The 17873-nt window shown below is 53.8% G+C and carries 17 protein-coding genes; 8 read left to right on the plus strand and 9 right to left on the minus strand.

Annotated elements, in window-relative coordinates:
* The first annotated feature begins 3 nt into the window (after positions 1-3).
* A complete protein-coding gene (gene ilvN, locus N7V53_RS15595) occupies positions 4-288 on the plus strand; it encodes an acetolactate synthase small subunit (protein WP_042715092.1) in 285 nt (94 codons plus the stop codon).
* A 154-nt stretch (positions 289-442) separates the two neighbouring features.
* On the opposite strand, the gene N7V53_RS15600 is transcribed toward ilvN, so the two are convergent.
* Positions 443-2476, minus strand: coding sequence for a DUF4034 domain-containing protein (locus N7V53_RS15600; RefSeq protein ID WP_279793920.1), 2034 nt, complete (start codon positions 2474-2476; stop codon positions 443-445).
* Between the two features lie 157 nt (positions 2477-2633).
* On the opposite strand from N7V53_RS15600, the gene N7V53_RS15605 reads away from it, so the two are divergent.
* Positions 2634-3086, plus strand: a complete 453-nt coding sequence (locus tag N7V53_RS15605) for a DUF1198 domain-containing protein (RefSeq protein WP_279793921.1) — start codon at positions 2634-2636, stop codon at positions 3084-3086.
* A gap of 96 nt (positions 3087-3182) precedes the next feature.
* Positions 3183-4367, plus strand: coding sequence for a purine ribonucleoside efflux pump NepI (gene nepI, locus N7V53_RS15610; protein ID WP_279793923.1), 1185 nt, complete (start codon positions 3183-3185; stop codon positions 4365-4367).
* 107 nt (positions 4368-4474) lie between these two features.
* Here nepI and N7V53_RS15615 read toward each other — a convergent pair whose 3' ends face one another.
* The 6 genes from N7V53_RS15615 to N7V53_RS15640 all read right to left on the minus strand — a co-directional run bounded on the left by N7V53_RS15615 (position 4475) and on the right by N7V53_RS15640 (position 10374).
* On the minus strand, positions 4475-5377 hold the full coding sequence (locus N7V53_RS15615) for an EamA family transporter (protein WP_124966943.1): 903 nt from the start codon (positions 5375-5377) through the stop codon (positions 4475-4477).
* A 100-nt stretch (positions 5378-5477) separates the two neighbouring features.
* Positions 5478-6857, minus strand: coding sequence for a carbohydrate porin (locus N7V53_RS15620; RefSeq protein WP_094422680.1), 1380 nt, complete (start codon positions 6855-6857; stop codon positions 5478-5480).
* A 144-nt stretch (positions 6858-7001) separates the two neighbouring features.
* The gene (locus N7V53_RS15625) at positions 7002-7307 is read right to left on the minus strand and encodes a PTS lactose/cellobiose transporter subunit IIA (protein WP_094422682.1); all 306 of its coding nucleotides are present in this window, start codon (positions 7305-7307) and stop codon (positions 7002-7004) included.
* A 5-nt stretch (positions 7308-7312) separates the two neighbouring features.
* Positions 7313-8704, minus strand: a complete 1392-nt coding sequence (locus N7V53_RS15630) for a glycoside hydrolase family 1 protein (RefSeq protein ID WP_128481848.1) — start codon at positions 8702-8704, stop codon at positions 7313-7315.
* Positions 8705-8716: 12 nt separating this feature from the next.
* A complete protein-coding gene (locus N7V53_RS15635) occupies positions 8717-10048 on the minus strand; it encodes a PTS transporter subunit EIIC (protein ID WP_076769302.1) in 1332 nt (443 codons plus the stop codon).
* A gap of 11 nt (positions 10049-10059) precedes the next feature.
* Positions 10060-10374 carry a PTS sugar transporter subunit IIB gene (locus N7V53_RS15640; protein ID WP_042715075.1) on the minus strand — a complete coding sequence of 105 codons (315 nt, stop codon included), beginning with the start codon at positions 10372-10374 and terminating at the stop codon, positions 10060-10062.
* A gap of 292 nt (positions 10375-10666) precedes the next feature.
* Between N7V53_RS15640 and N7V53_RS15645 the strand changes: the two genes are divergently transcribed.
* The 3 genes from N7V53_RS15645 to N7V53_RS15655 all read left to right on the plus strand — a co-directional run bounded on the left by N7V53_RS15645 (position 10667) and on the right by N7V53_RS15655 (position 12600).
* Positions 10667-11623 carry a LacI family DNA-binding transcriptional regulator gene (locus N7V53_RS15645; RefSeq protein WP_042715073.1) on the plus strand — a complete coding sequence of 319 codons (957 nt, stop codon included), beginning with the start codon at positions 10667-10669 and terminating at the stop codon, positions 11621-11623.
* A 200-nt stretch (positions 11624-11823) separates the two neighbouring features.
* Positions 11824-12267: a hypothetical protein gene (locus N7V53_RS15650; protein WP_279793928.1), complete on the plus strand. Its 444-nt coding sequence runs from the start codon at positions 11824-11826 to the stop codon at positions 12265-12267.
* Between the two features lie 123 nt (positions 12268-12390).
* The gene (locus tag N7V53_RS15655; RefSeq protein WP_042715070.1) at positions 12391-12600 is read left to right on the plus strand and encodes a hypothetical protein; all 210 of its coding nucleotides are present in this window, start codon (positions 12391-12393) and stop codon (positions 12598-12600) included.
* A gap of 189 nt (positions 12601-12789) precedes the next feature.
* Here the strand turns inward: N7V53_RS15655 and N7V53_RS15660 are convergent, their stop codons facing one another.
* A complete protein-coding gene (locus N7V53_RS15660; RefSeq protein ID WP_124966947.1) occupies positions 12790-13629 on the minus strand; it encodes a hypothetical protein in 840 nt (279 codons plus the stop codon).
* Between the two features lie 49 nt (positions 13630-13678).
* Positions 13679-14533, minus strand: a complete 855-nt coding sequence (locus N7V53_RS15665; protein WP_279793930.1) for a hypothetical protein — start codon at positions 14531-14533, stop codon at positions 13679-13681.
* Between the two features lie 632 nt (positions 14534-15165).
* Here N7V53_RS15665 and N7V53_RS15670 point away from each other — a divergent pair.
* Both N7V53_RS15670 and N7V53_RS15675 read left to right on the plus strand, forming a co-directional pair.
* On the plus strand, positions 15166-16869 hold the full coding sequence (locus N7V53_RS15670; protein ID WP_124966949.1) for an ABC transporter substrate-binding protein: 1704 nt from the start codon (positions 15166-15168) through the stop codon (positions 16867-16869).
* 47 nt (positions 16870-16916) lie between these two features.
* Positions 16917-17873 (plus strand): ABC transporter permease, encoded by a 957-nt coding sequence (locus tag N7V53_RS15675; protein WP_042715061.1) that lies wholly within the window; start codon positions 16917-16919, stop codon positions 17871-17873.

The raw sequence follows: 17873 nt of genomic DNA on the forward strand, positions 1-17873 counted from the left end.
GCCATGCAGAGCAGTGATAACGTCATTCTTGAACTCACCGTGCGTAACCACCCGGGCGTAATGACCCACGTCTGCGGGCTATTTGCCCGCCGGGCATTCAACGTGGAGGGCATCCTCTGCCTGCCGCTACAAAACGGCGAGCAGAGCCGTATCTGGCTTCAGGTCGCCAACGATCAGCGTCTCGAGCAGATGATAAGCCAGATCGACAAGCTGGAAGATGTGGTGCAGATCATCCGTCACCAGAGCGATCCCGGCGTGTTCAACAAGCTGGGGCTCTTTTTTGAGTAAGCGCTAAAGCGGCACGCCGCCCGTTAAGGCGGCGCGCCTGTGCCCTACTTTTTGCGCGGCAGCGGGGTGCTGAGGTAGTAGCGCGACTTCTTATTGGTTCTCACGCCGACGACCACAAGTACCACGACGAACAGAATATAACCGATATAAGACATTACTCATCCTCCAGTATGCCAAGCTTGCCCAGTAATTCCACCTGCCACTCGGGCGCGCGTTTTCTATCCCGCTTCGCCAGGAAGCGAACCACTAAAAAGTTGACGTAGCGCGATTCGAAGAACAGCTTCATTTTTTGGTAATGCTCGTCCGGCCAAAGCTCGATGGCGTAGTTGATCCAGCGAATAAACAGCCAGACATTTTTACGCATACCGCCGCGTTGATTCAGCACGCCAAACGCGTAGAGATAAGCAATATAAGCCAGCTTCTCCTCTTCAACACGCGACTCAAGCAGCACCTCCGCACACGCTTTTTCCACCGCCAGCCGCTGATGCTCCACATCGCGCGACCAGAAGAGGGCACAGGCATAATCATAATGCGCCAGCGCGTGTCCGCGGCGGGTCGCTTCCTCTAACAGCTTCAGGCGCTCTGGCTGGGCTTCTCTTCCGTGCTGCGCTTCCAGAATGCGGCTTTTGCGGAACAGTGCTTCCGGCGAACGGTTCTGGCAGGCGCGATCAAGCGCTGCGGCCGCCGACTCTGCGGATGGCGTAATCAGCAAATTGGTTGCCGCAACCGGTGCCAGGCCACTGTAAATATCGCTTAACAGCAGCAGGGCGGGGATCACGTCATGTTCGGCGAGCAGCGTTAAAAACTCCTGCGCCTGCGCTTTCTGCTGGAAGAAGCAGAGACGGTTGAGCAGCACGTTCAGCTTGTCCGGCCCGATACGATCGTCCGTCTGCTTAAGACGCGCAAGCCACGGCTCAGCCGGGCCAGGAAGATGCACACCCTCCAGCGTCTGCAAACGCAAATAGGCGCTCAGCAGCAGCTCGGTGTCGTTTTCGCAGCGCGCGCCGGTCAGCGCGATATAGCGCGGGAACAGCCCCTTCTCATCTTTCAGCGCGTACTCTTCATGGCACAGCACCGACAGCAGCCAGAAGAGCAATGCCCCTTCCTGGGCAAACAGCAGCCGGACTGAGCCGTGGTTGAGCATAAACTCAATGCTTTCATAAATGCGCCGCGCGAAGAGCGGGCTATGGGCGTAGAAGGTGTAATCGTCGTCCAGCAGGAAATGGACGTAGGTATCCAGGCAGGTGAGGTGCAGCGCCGCCTTATCTTCCGGCTCCATCGGCAGCGCCAGCATCTGCTGGAACTCCTCATCGAACGCGCCGATCGCTTTGCCGCTGTGCTTATCGGGCCAGTGCTCCGGGTTGCCGAGCTTATCCAGCCACTTCACGCTGTAGAGTTTGTTGCGCTTAAGCTCCGGCAGCGTGGTGCAGTAGTTGCTGGCTAAAAAGTTATCGATGGCGACATGCTCATCATCGCCGTACCAGCGCGGGTAGAGGTAGTAAATAAACTGCTCGCGCACCGGCATGCTTTGCGGGTCGCACTCCAGCGCGCGGTTGAGCCAGTAAAGCGGCGGCATCTCCGCTTCCTGCTCGTCGGCAACGGGCAGACCGGTGTAAATCGGTTCACTGGAGAGCGGTAAACCGCCTTTTTCGCGGGCGAAAGCCAGCGCTGCGTCTGAATAAGCGCTCAGATCGAGCACTATCGGCTGATGCGGCTCCTCGAACCACGCGGGTTGGTTAAAGTGCCCGCTCGCCGTCAGCAGTAAGTAATAGAGATAAGGCGTCTGGTTATTCAGGGAGATCGCCTTCGCTGCCCAGTAAAAGAGCAGATCGCTACTGATGCGGGCGCGGCTCCACTGGGTGGCGGTCACCCGGTCTGCGTAGTGGCCGCCGCGCGCGTCGCCAGCGATGTTAAGCCAGCGCTGGGCCAGCATCGCACAGGGGTAATGGGCCTGCGGCTGCTGCTGATGCCAGGCGGTCAGCAGTTCGACGATCCTCTCTTCGCTATACAACTGCGGGGTAAAGAGAAAGGTGTACTGGCTGATGATGGGAAAAAACGCATCATCGCGATCCTGCTGCCAGCGGGACTCGGCGGCCGCATAGTAGTGGGTAAGGGCTTCAAACTCCCCGGCGTGCATCAAATCGCGCAGCTGCTGGCGGACGGAAAAAATCTCATCCAGTGAAATCATGGTGCCTCATAAGGGAGATGTGAGAAAAATGGTGTCCATTGTCACGAAAAAAAGCGGCAGGTACAAACCCCTGATTTAGGTGTTTGAGCGCACTTAGCGCTGTTAGTCGACGCCGATTTGCCCGTATGATGAGCCTCTTTTCGCTGCGGGAGAACGTATGATCTGGTTGATGTTGGCCACGCTGGTGGTGGTCTTTATGATTGGTTTTCGGGTGTTAACCTCCGATTCCCGCCGTGCGATCCGCCGTCTGACCGACCGGCTTAATATTCAACCCGTGCCGGTGGAGTCGATGATTGATCAGATGGGCAAAACCGCGGGCAATGAATTTCTGCGCTATTTAGCGCGTCCCGATGAAGCGCACCTGCAAAACGCGGCACAGTTGCTGCTGATCTGGCAGGTAGCGATTGTGGATAGCGGCGAGCAAAATTTCCACTACTGGCACCGCCTGATGCAGAAAGCGCGGCTTGCGGCACCGATCACCGATGCGCAATTACGTCTGGCGCTCGGCTTTCTGCGTGAAATCGATCCGGATAAAGCCGAACTGAGCAATTTCCAGATGCGTTACAACGCGCTCTTCGCACCGGAAGAGGGCGTCTACTGGCTGCACTGAGGGCGACGCTGAAGAGTTGCCGAATTGTTAATTGCGTCACACTTTATGAATGTTACACTGCGCGACTTTCACGTTTAACAATTAAGCAGGTAATCAATGAGTGAGCAAAGTATGGCGCAATCTTCAGCCGATCCGGTCACGCGGCCGAACTGGTCCGCCGTTTTCGCCGTGGCCTTCTGTGTAGCATGCTTGATCACCGTTGAGTTTCTGCCGGTCAGCCTGCTGACGCCGATGGCGCTGGATTTGGGCGTCTCCGAAGGGCTTGCCGGGCAAACCGTCACCGTGACGGCTTTTGTGGCGATGTTTGCCAGCCTTTTTATTACCAGCATTATTCGCACTACCGACCGCCGCTATGTGGTGTTCGCCTTTGCGCTGCTGCTGACCCTCTCCTGCCTGCTGGTCTCGTTTGCCACCAGTTTTACTCTGCTGTTAGTCGGGCGTGCCTGCCTTGGGCTGGCGCTCGGCGGCTTCTGGGCGATGTCGGCCTCGCTGACCATGCGTTTAGTGCCGATGCGCACGGTGCCGAAAGCGCTGTCGGTCATCTTTGGCGCGGTGTCGATTGCGCTGGTGATTGCCGCGCCGCTGGGCAGTTTTCTCGGCGGGATTATCGGCTGGCGTAACGTTTTTAACGGCGCAGCGCTGATGGGCGTGGCCTGTATTATCTGGGTGTGGATGGCGCTGCCGGCGCTGCCAGGGCAGACCGAGCAGCATCAGAATATGTTTGGCCTGCTGAAACGCCCCGGCGTTGCGGCGGGGATGCTGGCGATTTTCATGGTCTTCGCCGGTCAGTTCTCCTTCTTTACCTACATTCGCCCGGTCTATACAACCCTCGCCGGTTTCAGCGTCGATGGGCTGACGCTGGTGCTGCTCAGTTTTGGTATCGCCAGTTTCGTCGGCACCTCGTTCTCGTCGGTGGTGATGAAGCGCTCGGTGAAAATGACGCTGGCTCTTGCGCCGCTGACGCTGGCGATAAGCGCGCTGGTGCTGATTTTGTGGGGCAGCGATAAAGTGGTGGCGGCGGGGATCGCCATTGTCTGGGGGCTGGGCTTCGCCCTGATTCCGGTGGGCTGGTCAACGTGGATCACCCGCACTCTGGCCGACCAGGCGGAGAAAGCCGGTTCGATCCAGGTGGCGGTTATTCAATTGGCGAATACCTGCGGCGCGGCGATTGGCGGCTTCGCTCTCGATCATTACGGCCTGCTCTCGCCGTTGATGCTCTCCGGCGGCCTGATGCTGCTCACCGCGCTGCTGGTGGCGGCAAAAGTGAAGGTCAGAGCCTAAATCTCAAAATGCCGGGTGGCGCTGCGCTTACCCGGCCTACAATTTGCGTAGGCCCGATAAGGCGTAGCCGCCATCGGGCAATCGGCAACAAACTCCAGCGGCATGGGTTATGCGGCGCGCACCTTGCGGCGTGAATCAAGTGCGATAAGCAACACCGACGAGACAATCAGCAGCGTGCCGAGCCAGTCCGGCAATGTGAAGACCACGCCGAGCAAGGCCACGGAGAGCAGAGCGCTACTGAGCGGTTCGGCGCAGCTTAAGATGCTCGCTTTCGAGCCGCCAATCATCTGCGCGCCCTTCAAATAGAGGCTGAATGTCACCGCCGTACCAATCACTACCAGGTAGAAAAAGGCGATCAACAGCGCGCCGTCGATCACAAAATCACTCCCCTGCCCGGCATAAAACGGCGTCAGCATTAACCCCGCCAGCAACATACTCCAGCCAACAATCGGCAGCGTGCCGTAGCGGGCAATCAGCGCCGAAGGGTAAGTAGTGTAAAAGGCGGCGGAAAAGGCGGAAATAATGCCCCACACCAGCGCGCCGGAGGAGATGGAGAGCGAGGTGAGATTACCGTGCGTCACCAGCAGAAAGGTGCCGATTAGCGAGGTCATGATCGCCGCTGAGACCAGCAGCGTCGGGCGCGCTTTGCGTACCAGCGCAAACCACGCGACGATAATCGTCGGCGAGAGGAATTGCAGCACCGTGGCGGTGGCGGCGTTGGATTTCTCGATGGTCACCAGGAAGCTCAACTGCACCACCATCGCGCCAAACAGCGAGAAGAAGAGCAGGCTCAGCGCATCTTTCCGGTTTTTCAGAATGGTAAAAATCTTGTCGCCGTGAACAAACGACAGCGTAAGCAGGATCACGCCGGTAAACAGCAGGCGCGTCATGGTCAACCACTGCGCAGAGATGGCGCTCTTCTCCATAATAAACTGCGCGCATACCCCGGAACTGCCCCACAGCACTGCCGCTGCGAGCACGCAGAGCATCCCTTTTTTCGTCGAACTCATCGCTAACCCGTTGATAACTTATTAACAGGTTAAGAAGCATAACACAGGCCCGGGTGCGAACCGGAGGCGGCATGAGGGGAACCGCCTCCGGGCTGTTACCTTACCACCAGGCTTCCCACATCGCGCCGATATTGAGCGAGTCGAGGGAGGTATCGTTGGTGCCGTTGACGCGTGCGGTGCGTTTGTTATCCACTTCGCCGCCGGTCACGTAGAAGCGCAGCATCGGGCGGAACTCCGGCCCCATCGCGATAGAGATGTTCTGCGACAGCGTGGCTTTCCAGCCGTGGTTGTCGCCGCCATCATCATAATCCACGCGCTGGTAGCCCAGCTCCAGCCAGGTCGAATGCACGTCGTTCCACCAGTGCATCGGGCGAACAATCGCGCCATAGTTGCGGCGGTTATCCGTTTTTATGCGGCTGTTGTCGTAATCATGGAAGGCGAGCAGGTAATCCACCTGGGTCTGCTGGGTGAATTTATAAGTTCCTTCAAAGCTGGTGTAGATGGCCTTCAGATCGTCGGTTTTGTTAAAGACGCTGTTGTCCGAGTTATCGGAGTAGCGGGCGATCAGCTTGTTGATGCCGCTGTCGTAGGTATGGCTCAGCACCGCGCCGCCCTGCCAGGCGTGCAGGCGCTCGTCGCGATCCACCGCTTTCGAGTCAAAGCCGTAGTTGGCGTAAATCTCCAGATCGAGCGGGCCGACTTTCATGCCGTGCACTTTCGAGGTGACCGCATAGTTGCCTTTATCGCCAACGTTAGAGCTGCCGGTACAGGTGATGCGCGACGGGTTGGATTCATCCTCCAGTACTTCCGGGCTACAGGATTCGATGGAGCCAACGGCCGCAACGTCAAACTGCACGCCGCCAATGTCGAAGTTTTTCACCCCCGCGCCCTGACCGTCGTGGTTCATCCAGAAGTAGTCGTTGATCCCCTGTTGTGGACGCTGGTGGAAATCACGCCCCGCCCAGAAGTAGGCGTTAGGGTTGGAAGCCAGCAGGTTGGTGACGCCAGCGTAGGCTTTTTTCAGGTTAACTTCATCGCCCCAGTGATCAAACATCACATTGATGTCCCAGATCGCACCGTTATCGCCTTTGAACGCTTTCGAGAGCTGGAATTCGCCGCCGTTGCCTTCGTTGCCAAGACGACCAATCGCCGACGCGCCGTTGTAGGAGCCGTCAACGCCGACATATTTCTGATCGCCGGACTGGTAATGTGCGCCATAGCGGGCATAACCGGTAAATTTCACGCCGTAAGGGATCGCCAGATCGGGCGTTTGCGCCGCGCTTTGCGGCTCAACCACCACATCGGCTTTTTTATTAATTGCAGCGTCCATTTTCGCCTGGCGTTCCGCCAGCGCTTTATCCACCGCTTTTGCGACAATGGCGTCAATTTGCTCTTGCGTAAACTCCTGGGCGAGGGCGGAACCAGAGCAAAGTGTAGCCGCAACCGCCAGCGCCACTGGAAGTTTTTTATTTATCTTCATGGTTATCTCAATATAGTAAGTTGTTCTCAGACAATAACCTTCCGCTCCGTTACAGAGTGGAATATTGCCATCATCAAAACAGACTGCTTTATTTTATTAAGTTGGGTACAGACGTATTAAGATTTACCGTAATCAATTCTCCACTCAGTTACGCTGATAAAGCTGAACGATCTCCTCAGATAATTCGCGAGCTAATAACGACGTCATTAAATGGTCCTGCGCATGCACCATAATTAAGGTCATCGGCTGGCGGCCTTCGCCAGCATCCTGTTCGATTAATTTGGTTTGCATCTGGTGTGCCTGGCGCGCATAGCCATCGGCCTCTTTCAACAGCAGTTTTGCTTCATCGATGTTGCCTTCGCGCGCGGAGCGCAGGGCTTCAAAGCAGAGGCTGCGCGACTGCCCGGCGTTGACGATAATCTCCATTACCGCCTCTTCAAGTGCGACCATAATTTTCAATCCTGGGTAGTAAAACCATTATTTTCAGCGGTGGCGGCAAACCACTCTCCGCTTTTTTTAACGGTGCGTTGTTGGGTGTCGAGATCTAATTGCACAAAACCGTAGCGGTTTTTATAGGCATTACACCACGACCAGTTATCAATAAAGGTCCACATATGGTAGCCAAGACAGTTGCTGCCTTCGCTAATCCCTTTATGCAGCCAGATAAGGTGATCGCGAACGAAATTAATTCGGTAGCTATCGTTTATTTGGCCATTTTCAATAAACCGCTGTTCATTCTCGACGCCCATACCGTTTTCGGAAATAAAACAGCGTGGGTTACCGTAATTAATGCGCAGGTTGGTGAGAATATCGTAAATACCCGGTTCATAAATTTCCCACCCGCGATAAGGGTTCATTTTACGGCCCGGCATATCGTAATAATCAAACAACCACTCCGGCATAAACGGTGAATCGGGATTGACCGCGCTCTCCCGGCACTTTACCCGCCGCGGCTGGTAATAGTTGATGCCGAGCAGATCGATCTTCCCTTCTGCGATCAGCGCAATATCGTCCGGCTGGCAGGCGGGCAGCTGATTGTGCTCTTTCAGCAGCGCCACCAGGTCAGCGGGATACTCGCCACGCAGTACCGGGTCGAGAAAACTGCGGTTAAACAGTAAGTCAGCGTAGTGCGCCGCCTTCACATCCGCCGGGTGCTGCGAACGCGGATAAGAGGGCGTCAGGTTCAGCACAATGCCAATCTCACCGGGATGATGCCCGGCGCGAAAGGCGCGCACCGCGCTGGCGTGAGCCAGAACCGTGTTGTAGGCCACCGTGGCCGCGCGTTTAAAATCGACCACGTTCGGGTAGTGGAAATCGTAAAGATACCCGCCTTCCACCGGCACAATCGGCTCGTTGAAGGTGAACCAGTGATGCACGCGATCGCCGAACAGCTCAAAGCAGATCTGCGCATAGCGGCTGAAGGCGTCGACCACCTCCCGGCTCTCCCAGCCGCCCTTCTCCTGCATCACCATTGGCATATCGAAGTGGAACAGGGTAATAAACGGCGTAATGCCCTGCGCCAGCAGTTCGTCAATCACACTGTTATAAAACGCTACTGCCTGCGGGTTCACCTCGCCGGTACCGTCCGGGATGAGACGTGCCCAGCTCAGTGAGGTGCGAAAGCTGTTGTGCTTAAGCTGTTTGAGCAGGGCGATATCCTGCCGCCAGTGACGGTAGAAGGTCGACGTCTGCTGCGGCCCCACCTGCTGATGAAAACGCCACGGCTGACGGGCAAACCAGGCATCCCACGTGGTGGCGCTTTTACCGCCCTGTTCGCTTTCCCCTTCGGTTTGCAGCGCAGAGCAGGCGCTGCCCCACCAGAAGTTTGCGGGAAATTCATATTTCATTACCGGCTCCTTTTAATTACTGCTGACGGTTTCCGCCATCGGGGCGCTGCTCTGCGCGGCTTTTTCCTCTTCTGCTTTCATCAGCGAGTGCTCGTAAGCACGCAGGAAAGGCAGATACATCAGGGCGGACATCACCATACAGATCAAACACATCACCAGCGGGCTAAAGGCCCAGTTTGCTGCCCATGAAGCACCGATTGGCGCAGGCGTTGTCCATGGCGTCAGGGAAACGACCTGTGCCAGCAGCCCCATTTTGGTGGCGGTCCAGGCGAGCACGGCGTTAATCAGCGGCACGCAGACAAAAGGCACAAACAGCATCGGGTTCATGATGATCGGCGCGCCGAAGAGGATCGGTTCGTTGATGTTAAAGAAACTCGGCACCACGCCCATTTTGCCGATGGTACGCAAATGGGTGACGCGGCTGCGCAGCAGCAGGAAGGCCAGCGGTAGCGTAGAACCGACGCCGCCAATCAGCAGGTAGTGATCCCAGAAGCCTTGCAGATAGACGTGCGGTAACGCTGCGCCCGCCGCCAGCGCGGCCTGGTTCGCGGAGAGGTTGGCCATCCAGAACGGGTTCATGATGCCGGTGACAATCAGCGAACCGTGGATGCCAGCGAACCAGAAAATCTGGCACAGCAGCACAGAGAGCAGAACCGCGGGCAGCGAGTCGGAGGCAGAAACCAGCGGCTCAAGCAGGTGCATAATCGCCTGCGGCATAATCATGCCGGTTTGCGCTTCGATAAACAGGTTGAGCGGATGCAGCGTGCCGATTATCACCAGCACCGGAATGAGGATCTCAAACGAGCGGGCCACGCCGGTCGGCACCTCTTTCGGCAGACGAATGGTGATCTTGTGCTGCTTCAGCCAGGCATAGACGCGAGACGAATAGATAGAGGTAATCAGCGCAGTAAAGATGCCCTGGCCCGAGAGATACTGCGTCGAGATGGTGCCATCTTTGTAAGGTGCGGCGACCAGCAGAAAGGCCATAAACGCCAGCAGGCCGGTCATTACCGGGTCGAGATTAAACTGGCGACCAAGGCTGGCGCCAATACCGACCGAGATAAAAAAGGTCATCACCCCCATGCTGAGGTTAAACGGCAACATCAGCTGTTCGCGGTATTCAGTCGAGAAGTCGAGCCACGCGCGGGCGAAGCCGACGGTGGTATCCGCCGAAAAGGGCGGGAAGATAAACACCAGCATAAATGAGCCAATGATCATAAACGGCAGCGCGGCGGTAAAGCCGTCGCGGATGGCGATAACGTACTTTTGCTGACCGAGACGACCGGCCAGCGGCGTGATGCTTTGTTCAATCACCGTAATCATGGATTGGTAGAGGGAACTCATAAGAACACCTTTTAATGTGCCGCTTCAATCAGCGACAGAGCATAGTCCAGTACCTCGTCGCCACGTTGCATGCCGTAATCCATCGGGTTGATGGGTTGTACCGGAATGCCCTGGGCGGCGGCCTTTTCTGCCAGTGTTTTTAACATGTATTTAACTTGTGGACCGAGAAGCACGACCTGGTAGCGCGGAAACTGCAGATCAAACTCAGCTACGCCGTACGCGTCGATCTCAACCGGAATATCGCGGGCTTTCGCCGCCTCTTCCATTTTTCTGACCAGCAGACTGGTGGACATACCGGCTGAGCAACACAACATGATCCTGAACATCGTTAACCGTCCTCGAAGTGTAAAAAGTTATTGCGGAGACGATTGGATATCATATGGAAACCGGTTTCCATGAATTCGCCGTAGAAGTGTGATAGCTGTCAATATCTGTAAATAATAAGGCTGAGTTATTGGATTTCCGTCACGAAATTGCGCTGTTTGAACAAGCAAAACGGCGCAAATGGAAAATCGGTTTCCATGAAAAAAAGAAACGGCTATACTCGCGGTGGTTATAGATTAGCCATTGCAGTGTCTGTTTTTTGCGGGCGCATCTTGTGCCTGCCAGGGGAGAAAGATGTCTACAATCAACGATGTATCACGTTTAGCTGGGGTGTCGAAAGCCACAGTCTCACGGGTGTTGAGCGGTTCGCGCGGCGTTAAGGAAGCCAGCCGTCTCGCGGTACTGAAAGCGGTCGACGAGCTGAACTATCGGCCCAATGTTATCGCCCAGTCGCTGCTCAGCCAGTCGACAGGCTGCATCGGAGTGATTTGCGCGCAGGAGAATGTTAACCAGACCACCGGTTACCTCTACGCACTGGAGAAGCATCTCAGCCAGAGCCAGAAGCATCTGCTGCTGCGCTTTGCTAACACCAAAACGGAGGTGATGAGCGCGCTCGATGAGCTCACCTGCGGGCTGTGTGACGATGTACTGATCATTGGCGCCCGTTTTCCGTTATCCATTGACGACGAGAATGTGATTCTTGTGGATTGCGTCGAGTCTGCCGATACCACGCTCAACAGCATTCAGTTCGATCGCGCCTTTGCCGCCGAAACCGCCTGCAACTATCTGACAAGCCAGGGCCGCCGCCAGATCGCGCTTATTCACCCGCATAATGCCGCCGCCGAACAGGTGCTGCACGGTTATAAACTGGCGCTGGAAAACAATTTCCTGCCTTTTAACCGCAACCTGGTCTTTATGGATGACACCTCATCATCCGTGGCGTTGCAGGTGCTGCTGAACAACGCCACCACGCTTAATTTCAATGCGTTGCTGGTTGCCGATGAGCAGGAAGCGCAGCGCGTGATCCCGCAATTGCAGGCGTTTAATAAATCGGTGCCGGAAGATATTATGGTCTTCAGCCTTGCCGGCTCGCTGCATCTGCCGGGTATTCCGACGATTCCGGCAATTGAATATTCAATGGATGCGATGGCAGCGCGTATTGTGTCGTGGCTCAATGAAAAAACGCAGAGCGTATTAGGAACATATCGCGTGCGCGGGGATTTAATTATTCCGGACGTAAGAAAACGCTAAATAACCTGGCCTCCGAAAGGAGGCTTTTTATTTATATCAGATAAGAATACTCTTTTCGGCGGTTAACCTTTCCCAAACTCTCCCTTCGCTATTGAAATGTAATAGAAAATAAACAAACCTATCATACATCGATTTTAAGGGAGCTTAATCGGTATCGAGTCGTACCTGTAAAATCCATTCTTTTAATAAGGAAGGTAGCTATGCGGCACTCGAATATATGTGAACCAGGGATAAAAATCCTGTTCGCTTTTATTATTATGATGGTCGCCATGCCTGCGGATTCACATATTCAGAAGCCAATATCCGCTGCAATCGTACAGGTGTCAGCGGATTCATTTACTACCTTTCTTCCCTCTGGTCGCAACACGGCGGCCAGACAGTTCGTCCGCATCGCCGGCGAAAAGCAAAAAAGCATCGACCCTGATGGGCTGCGGCAACGGGGCTATTTCCGCAACCTGGCAGAATGCCCCCTCTCGTGTGATCTGTGTGCATCCTGTTGCACCTGCTTTATGGGGCTTAGCGATAACCGTTCACAACTGACCAGCTACAGCGTGCCGTTTAAGCCAGAAAACCGAGGTTATTCCGGCGATATCGAATGGTTCTCACCCTGCTGCCACACCATGCAAATGGCAGCCTGTTATTGAACTGAGAGTGCGTTTTTTCATATACCCCTGCGTTGATGGTCTGACTTGTACGACTTGTTAGATTTGCCGGTCTGTGGACCGGCTTTTTTTTGGCAGGCCGCCGCAGAGCCAAGGAGAAGAGCCGTGGAAAAGAGAGAGAGCCTCTGGAAAGTCGCTGGCATTACTAACCTCGCCAGCCGCCTCTATTGTCCGCTAGTCTCCCTGACGGATGGTCGTGTATTTCGCACAGTCCGGCTGGAGCTTGATGGGGATCGGTTGAAATATATGACGTTGCGCGAGATCGAGGTGGTGGCAGTCAGCCTGATTAAAAACCATGCTGATGAGAAAACCTGAAACAGGCAGACGAGCAGAAAGTAAAAAGCATTCGTCTGGGCACTACCTTCAGCGTGAAAATGAAGGCCGGGAATAACCCATAATGCCCAGGCGAATGCGTTCTGGAAGCGCAAAAAATATTATTGAAATATAGCGAGATGTTCGCGCGTCATAAAGCGATGGATTTCACTATCAGACAAAATAACCCGCTCACGGAGGGGTCTCATCATTACCTGATTTACACCCTTCGTGGCAGGGTAAATTACATTTATCAGACTCTGAGTCATAGCAGAAATGGTAAAGCGGGCAGGTTTCGCAAAGCGCTCTCTCATTATTACAGCGCGTCTTGTACATATGATTAAGGCACTCGTTATCCTGGTTTTTATCCTCGACGCTTAATACACGAATTAACTCGCGTGAAGACATGGTGTGTTCTATTTTTTGCGCCAGCTGCGATTTGTAAGCGTAAATGGTTTTAATCTGTAGGTTCTTCAACTCCGCTATTTTCTGTATCGAGAAACCAGCGATAAGCAATCGTAAGGTATTAATCTCATTGGGCGTTGCGCCCAGCAAATAGAGTCGGTGATAGATTTTGTCCTGAATCTCTTTATATAACGTCTGCCTGTCATAGAGCAGATTCATCATTCTAGGTCGCATAATACCCGGGGAGAGGCAGACCGGTGAGCGATCGACACGCATCGCTGTCTCTATATCCGCGCGCGTCATGGTAATCAGTTTCGAATGCGTTATGCAGCGCTTCTCTTCAAAATAAAATTCAGCAACGACTTTGTCATTGAGATGAATTTTCCGTGCCGTAAAAAAAACCGCGCGCAGGCGTGAAGTTGAGGCAACCGCCGCGATAAGTACTACTTTGCGATGCGGTGAGGCATCAATGATTAAGGGGAGTGAGGTATTTTTATGCAGGACCTCTAAAAGCTTTTGCTCATCCTGGTATATTTTTATAACGATATAACTGTTTTTTTCAAAAAAAGCGGTGATGGCCAGGAGCGCAGGCCAGGAATAGCTAAAGACGATGATCTCAGCAGACATACAAAAACTCCCTTTATTTATACCTGCAAATATGAGAGGGATTTCCTTTTTAAAGCCCGGTGTAAATCTCCAGACCGAGCCAAATCAAGCTAACGATTAGCATGATTAAATAGATGGTTATTGCCGCAACGGTTCCATCCGCGACCTTCTTTTTCTTAGTGCCCTCTTCGTCTTGCCAGTATTTTTCTTCAGTGCAATTTTCTTTGAACCTATCTTGCTCGTGGTTATTCCGTTCCATAAGGTCCTCGTTTCTTTGACAGTAAAAGGCTCTCGCAAGCTGCCGCCATTTTTCTCTGAGCACAACAAATAGGCTGATGATGATTATCCCCATGGCAGTAGCAAAAAACATCCTGAGGCTGTAGCGCATACGCACGGGAGCAATTTGATAAGACTCCTTTTCTATACGGTAAAACGTGTGGTTAATATCTTCTAAATAACATTTGCTGATTTCGTTAATCATACTCTGCTGCTCATTGTTGGCTTGCTGTAGTACCAGCTGAACTGACGTATTCTGTGCACCGGCAAACCAGGAGAGGAGAGAGATTCTAATCTGATTAGGATTGGAGTCGTCAAGGCTGATATCTTCCCATTCGCCACGAGCAATAACTTTTTTTAAGTAAATAAGGTAATCATTAAAAAAATCGTCAGCCTCAATCACCACTTCAGCACCATAAAAGTTTTGTATGCAGGCCATCAGTGGATAAAGGGTAAATTTTTCTGCCGAACTGATGGTGAGTGATGTGAGCCATTGTTGAGGGTAATAAAATGTACTCAGTATCGCCAACATAAAACCCACTATACCAGAGCAAATGATGTCGCGGCGGGCGTGATAAAGAGTAATTAATATTCCTGAAGTGTGATTGCTTTTATTACTATTCCCCATGCGGCACTGTTGTGATGCCATTTATTTAACCCTCATTGTTAAATGGTTAAAGCAACCTCCTGGTCTATTAAGTAAGATATTTTTTGTTGCTGCTTTTTTCAAATCGGCAAAAAAAGGGCTAGCAGCAAATAGAGATTTTTATGTGATCTGCGTCACATAAATTTGTGTATTTGCTCCTGGAATAGCGTGATTCAGGCAGTAATAAAGCGATAAGTAAAACCAGGAATTTATTATCTCAACGTAAAAAGCTTTTAGTGATAATAATCTCTCTGTAGATAATTAGCAGGAATTGGGCTTTCGTTAAGAATATTCTTCTGTTTTTTCTTTTTGTCTGAAAATAATAATGCGCTGTTCAATAAATAATCTCAAGCGGGTATTTTTATTTTGCCTGGCTGACTAACCAGCTTGCTAAGCCATTGTCACACTCTCCCACCGGTCGGCCGGGCACCCACACATGCGTTTTAGTCTGTTTTTCTTTATTAGAGGACGACCAGGTAAATCCTTAGCTAAAAAAATCACCAGGTTAGCCATAAGATTGCTAAGGCCGGTTTGCTATAAGCCATACGTTTTCGTTGTTAGACAGGTTGATGAGCGACTCTTATCTTTCGTCATGATTTGTAAATTTCATGCAACGACTTGATGAGGGAGCAATTTTGGCCAGGTTACTGAATCGCTTAACAACAAAGCCCACGCACTTCACCCTTGCGCTGAAAATTGCGTTGCTCAGCGGCATGGTGGCGTTTTCCACCGCCTCTTTCGCCGATGAACCCTTAAAGGAGGGCATCACACCTGCAACGGACGCCAGCCAGATCCCGGCGGCGGCGAAATTACGCAAAGATACCGTTGTTGCTGGCATCTCTGAGCCACAGGGCATTTTTAACCCCTACTTTTTTGTTAACGGTTGGGATGAGAACGTCACTAACGTCATCTTCTCGCGTCTGATCGACTGGGATAGCCACGGCAAGCTGGTGCCGGGTCTGGCAGAGAGCTGGACCATCAGCCCGGATAATAAGGTCTACACCATCAAGTTGCGCCCCAATTTGACCTTTAGCGACGGTTCACCGCTCACCGCAGAAGATGTGGCGTTCACCTTAACCGTGCTTTATGACCCGAAATATGACGGCGATACCGATATCACGCTGGCAAATATCGCCGGCGGCGCAGAGTACAAAGCCGGTAAAGCGGAGAGCGTCAGCGGCCTGAAAGTGATTGATGCTCACACGCTGCAAGTGACCACCACCCAGCCGGGCGCGACGACGCTGGCAAAAATCGGCGGGCCGGTGCTGTCGAAAGCCTATTACGGTAAAGGGTATCAGCGCGGCAATCTCGACTATTTACGCACGCTGCACGGCAAGCCGCTCGGCAACGGGCCGTATGTCTATGACAAATACATTCCTGGCCAGGAGATCCGTTTCCACGCCAATACCCATTTCTACCGCGGTACACCGCCGACGCCGCGCTTTATCTATCGCGTCACCAACCCATCGACCAACTTCCAGCTGTTCCAGACCGGCGAGACCGATTACGACGCCTTTACCTCGCGCCCGGATGATATTGAGCAGCTGAAAATGCTGGGCTTCGCCAATATCAATCTCTACGGCTCCAGCGACTACAGCAAAGTGGAGTTCAACGTGCATCGCCCGGCGCTGAAAGATGCGAAAGTGCGCCAGGCGCTGATTTACGGTCTCGATCGCCAGAAACTGATTGATGTGGTCTATCAGGGCTACGGCAAAGTGGCGATTGAACCGATAGCGCCCATCTCCTGGGCCTACAACGCCGATGGCGTAAACCCCTACAAGTACGATCCGGCACAGGCGAAAAAGCTGCTTGATGAAGCAGGCTGGAAACCGGGCCCGGACGGCATCCGTGTAAAAGATGGCAAACGCCTTGAACTGACGCTGCTGGTGAGCAAAAAAGTGCTCAACGACGCGCTGATCCCTATCGCCAAAGAGAACTGGCAGCAGATTGGCGTGTTGCTGAAGCCGCAGGTGGTGGACTTTAACGCCCTGATGTCCCAGCGCAAAGCGGGCAACTATGACCTCGCCTCGTTTAGCACCAGCACGCTGAACGATCCCCATGATGGCGTCTGGGATTACTACAGCACGGAATCGAAAGAGTCGGGCTATAACAATCCGCAGGTCGATAAGCTGATTAACGAAGGCAACGCCGAGCTGGATGTCGAGAAACGCAAGCCGATCTATCACCAGCTCTATAAAGTGCTGGCCGACGATCCGCCGGTGATTCTCCTCGGCTACCGCCAGATTCTATCGGCGAGCAGCGCCCGCGTAACCGGCTTCAAACCGGACATCTATAACGGCCTGACCGGCAGCCTGCCGGATGTCAAAATCGTTAAGTAAGACCTTCACCGCCGCCGGAAAAGCCCGGCGGCGGGCATGAGAGCATTATGGGAAACTTTATCCTCAGGCGGCTGCTGCAAACCGTGCCGATGCTGCTGCTGGCTTCACTGATCATCTTTATGCTGTTCGCCAAAACACCGGGCGACTTTATCGACGGCAATATCACCCTGACTGCCGCGCGCGCCGCGGAACTGAAAGCGATTTACGGCCTCGATCAGCCTCTTTTTACCCGCTATCTGCACTGGCTCGGACAGCTGCTGCGCGGCGATCTCGGCTTCTCGCTGCAATACCAGATCCCGGTCAGCCAGTTGCTAAACCAGTACATCTGGAACTCCTTCCTGCTGGCAAGCGTCGCGCTGGTCTTCTACTGGGGGATTGGCCTCGCGGTCGGTATTGCGTCGGCGCTGAAACCCAATTCACTGTTTGACCATGTGGTGAGCGTGGTGGTCTTCGCCGCCATGTCCTTTCCGACCTTCTTCCTCTGCCTGCTGCTGATTAAGTGGTTCGCCGTCGATCTGCACTGGCTGCCGGTGGGCGGCATGACCAATACCGGCAGCGATGACAGCGGCTGGGCATGGGTGATGCAGGTTGCCGCGCATCTGGCGCTGCCGGTGCTGGCGCTGGTGATGTTGCAGGCGGGCAGCCTGACGCGCTACTTCCGCGCCAGCATGCTCGATGTGGTGAAGATGGACTTTATCCGCACCGCCCGCGCCAAAGGGCTGCGCGAGCGCACGGTGATCTTCAAACACGCGCTGCGCAATGCCCTGCTGCCGATTATCACCCTGCTCGGTTTTGAGCTGCCGGGGCTCTTTTCCGGGGCGATCATCACCGAAAAGGTGTTTAACTGGCCGGGTGCCGGGCATATTCATATCGATTCGCTGGCCGCGCGGGATTACCCCGTGCTGATGGGGTTCACCCTCTTCCTGGCGGTATTAACCATTGTCGGCAACCTGATTGCCGATGTGCTCTACGCGTGGGCTGACCCGCGTATCCGGGTGAGGTGA

It is taken from the genome of Kosakonia sp. HypNH10 (assembly GCF_029850615.1).
GTDB classification, from domain to species: Bacteria; Pseudomonadota; Gammaproteobacteria; order Enterobacterales; family Enterobacteriaceae; genus Kosakonia; species Kosakonia cowanii.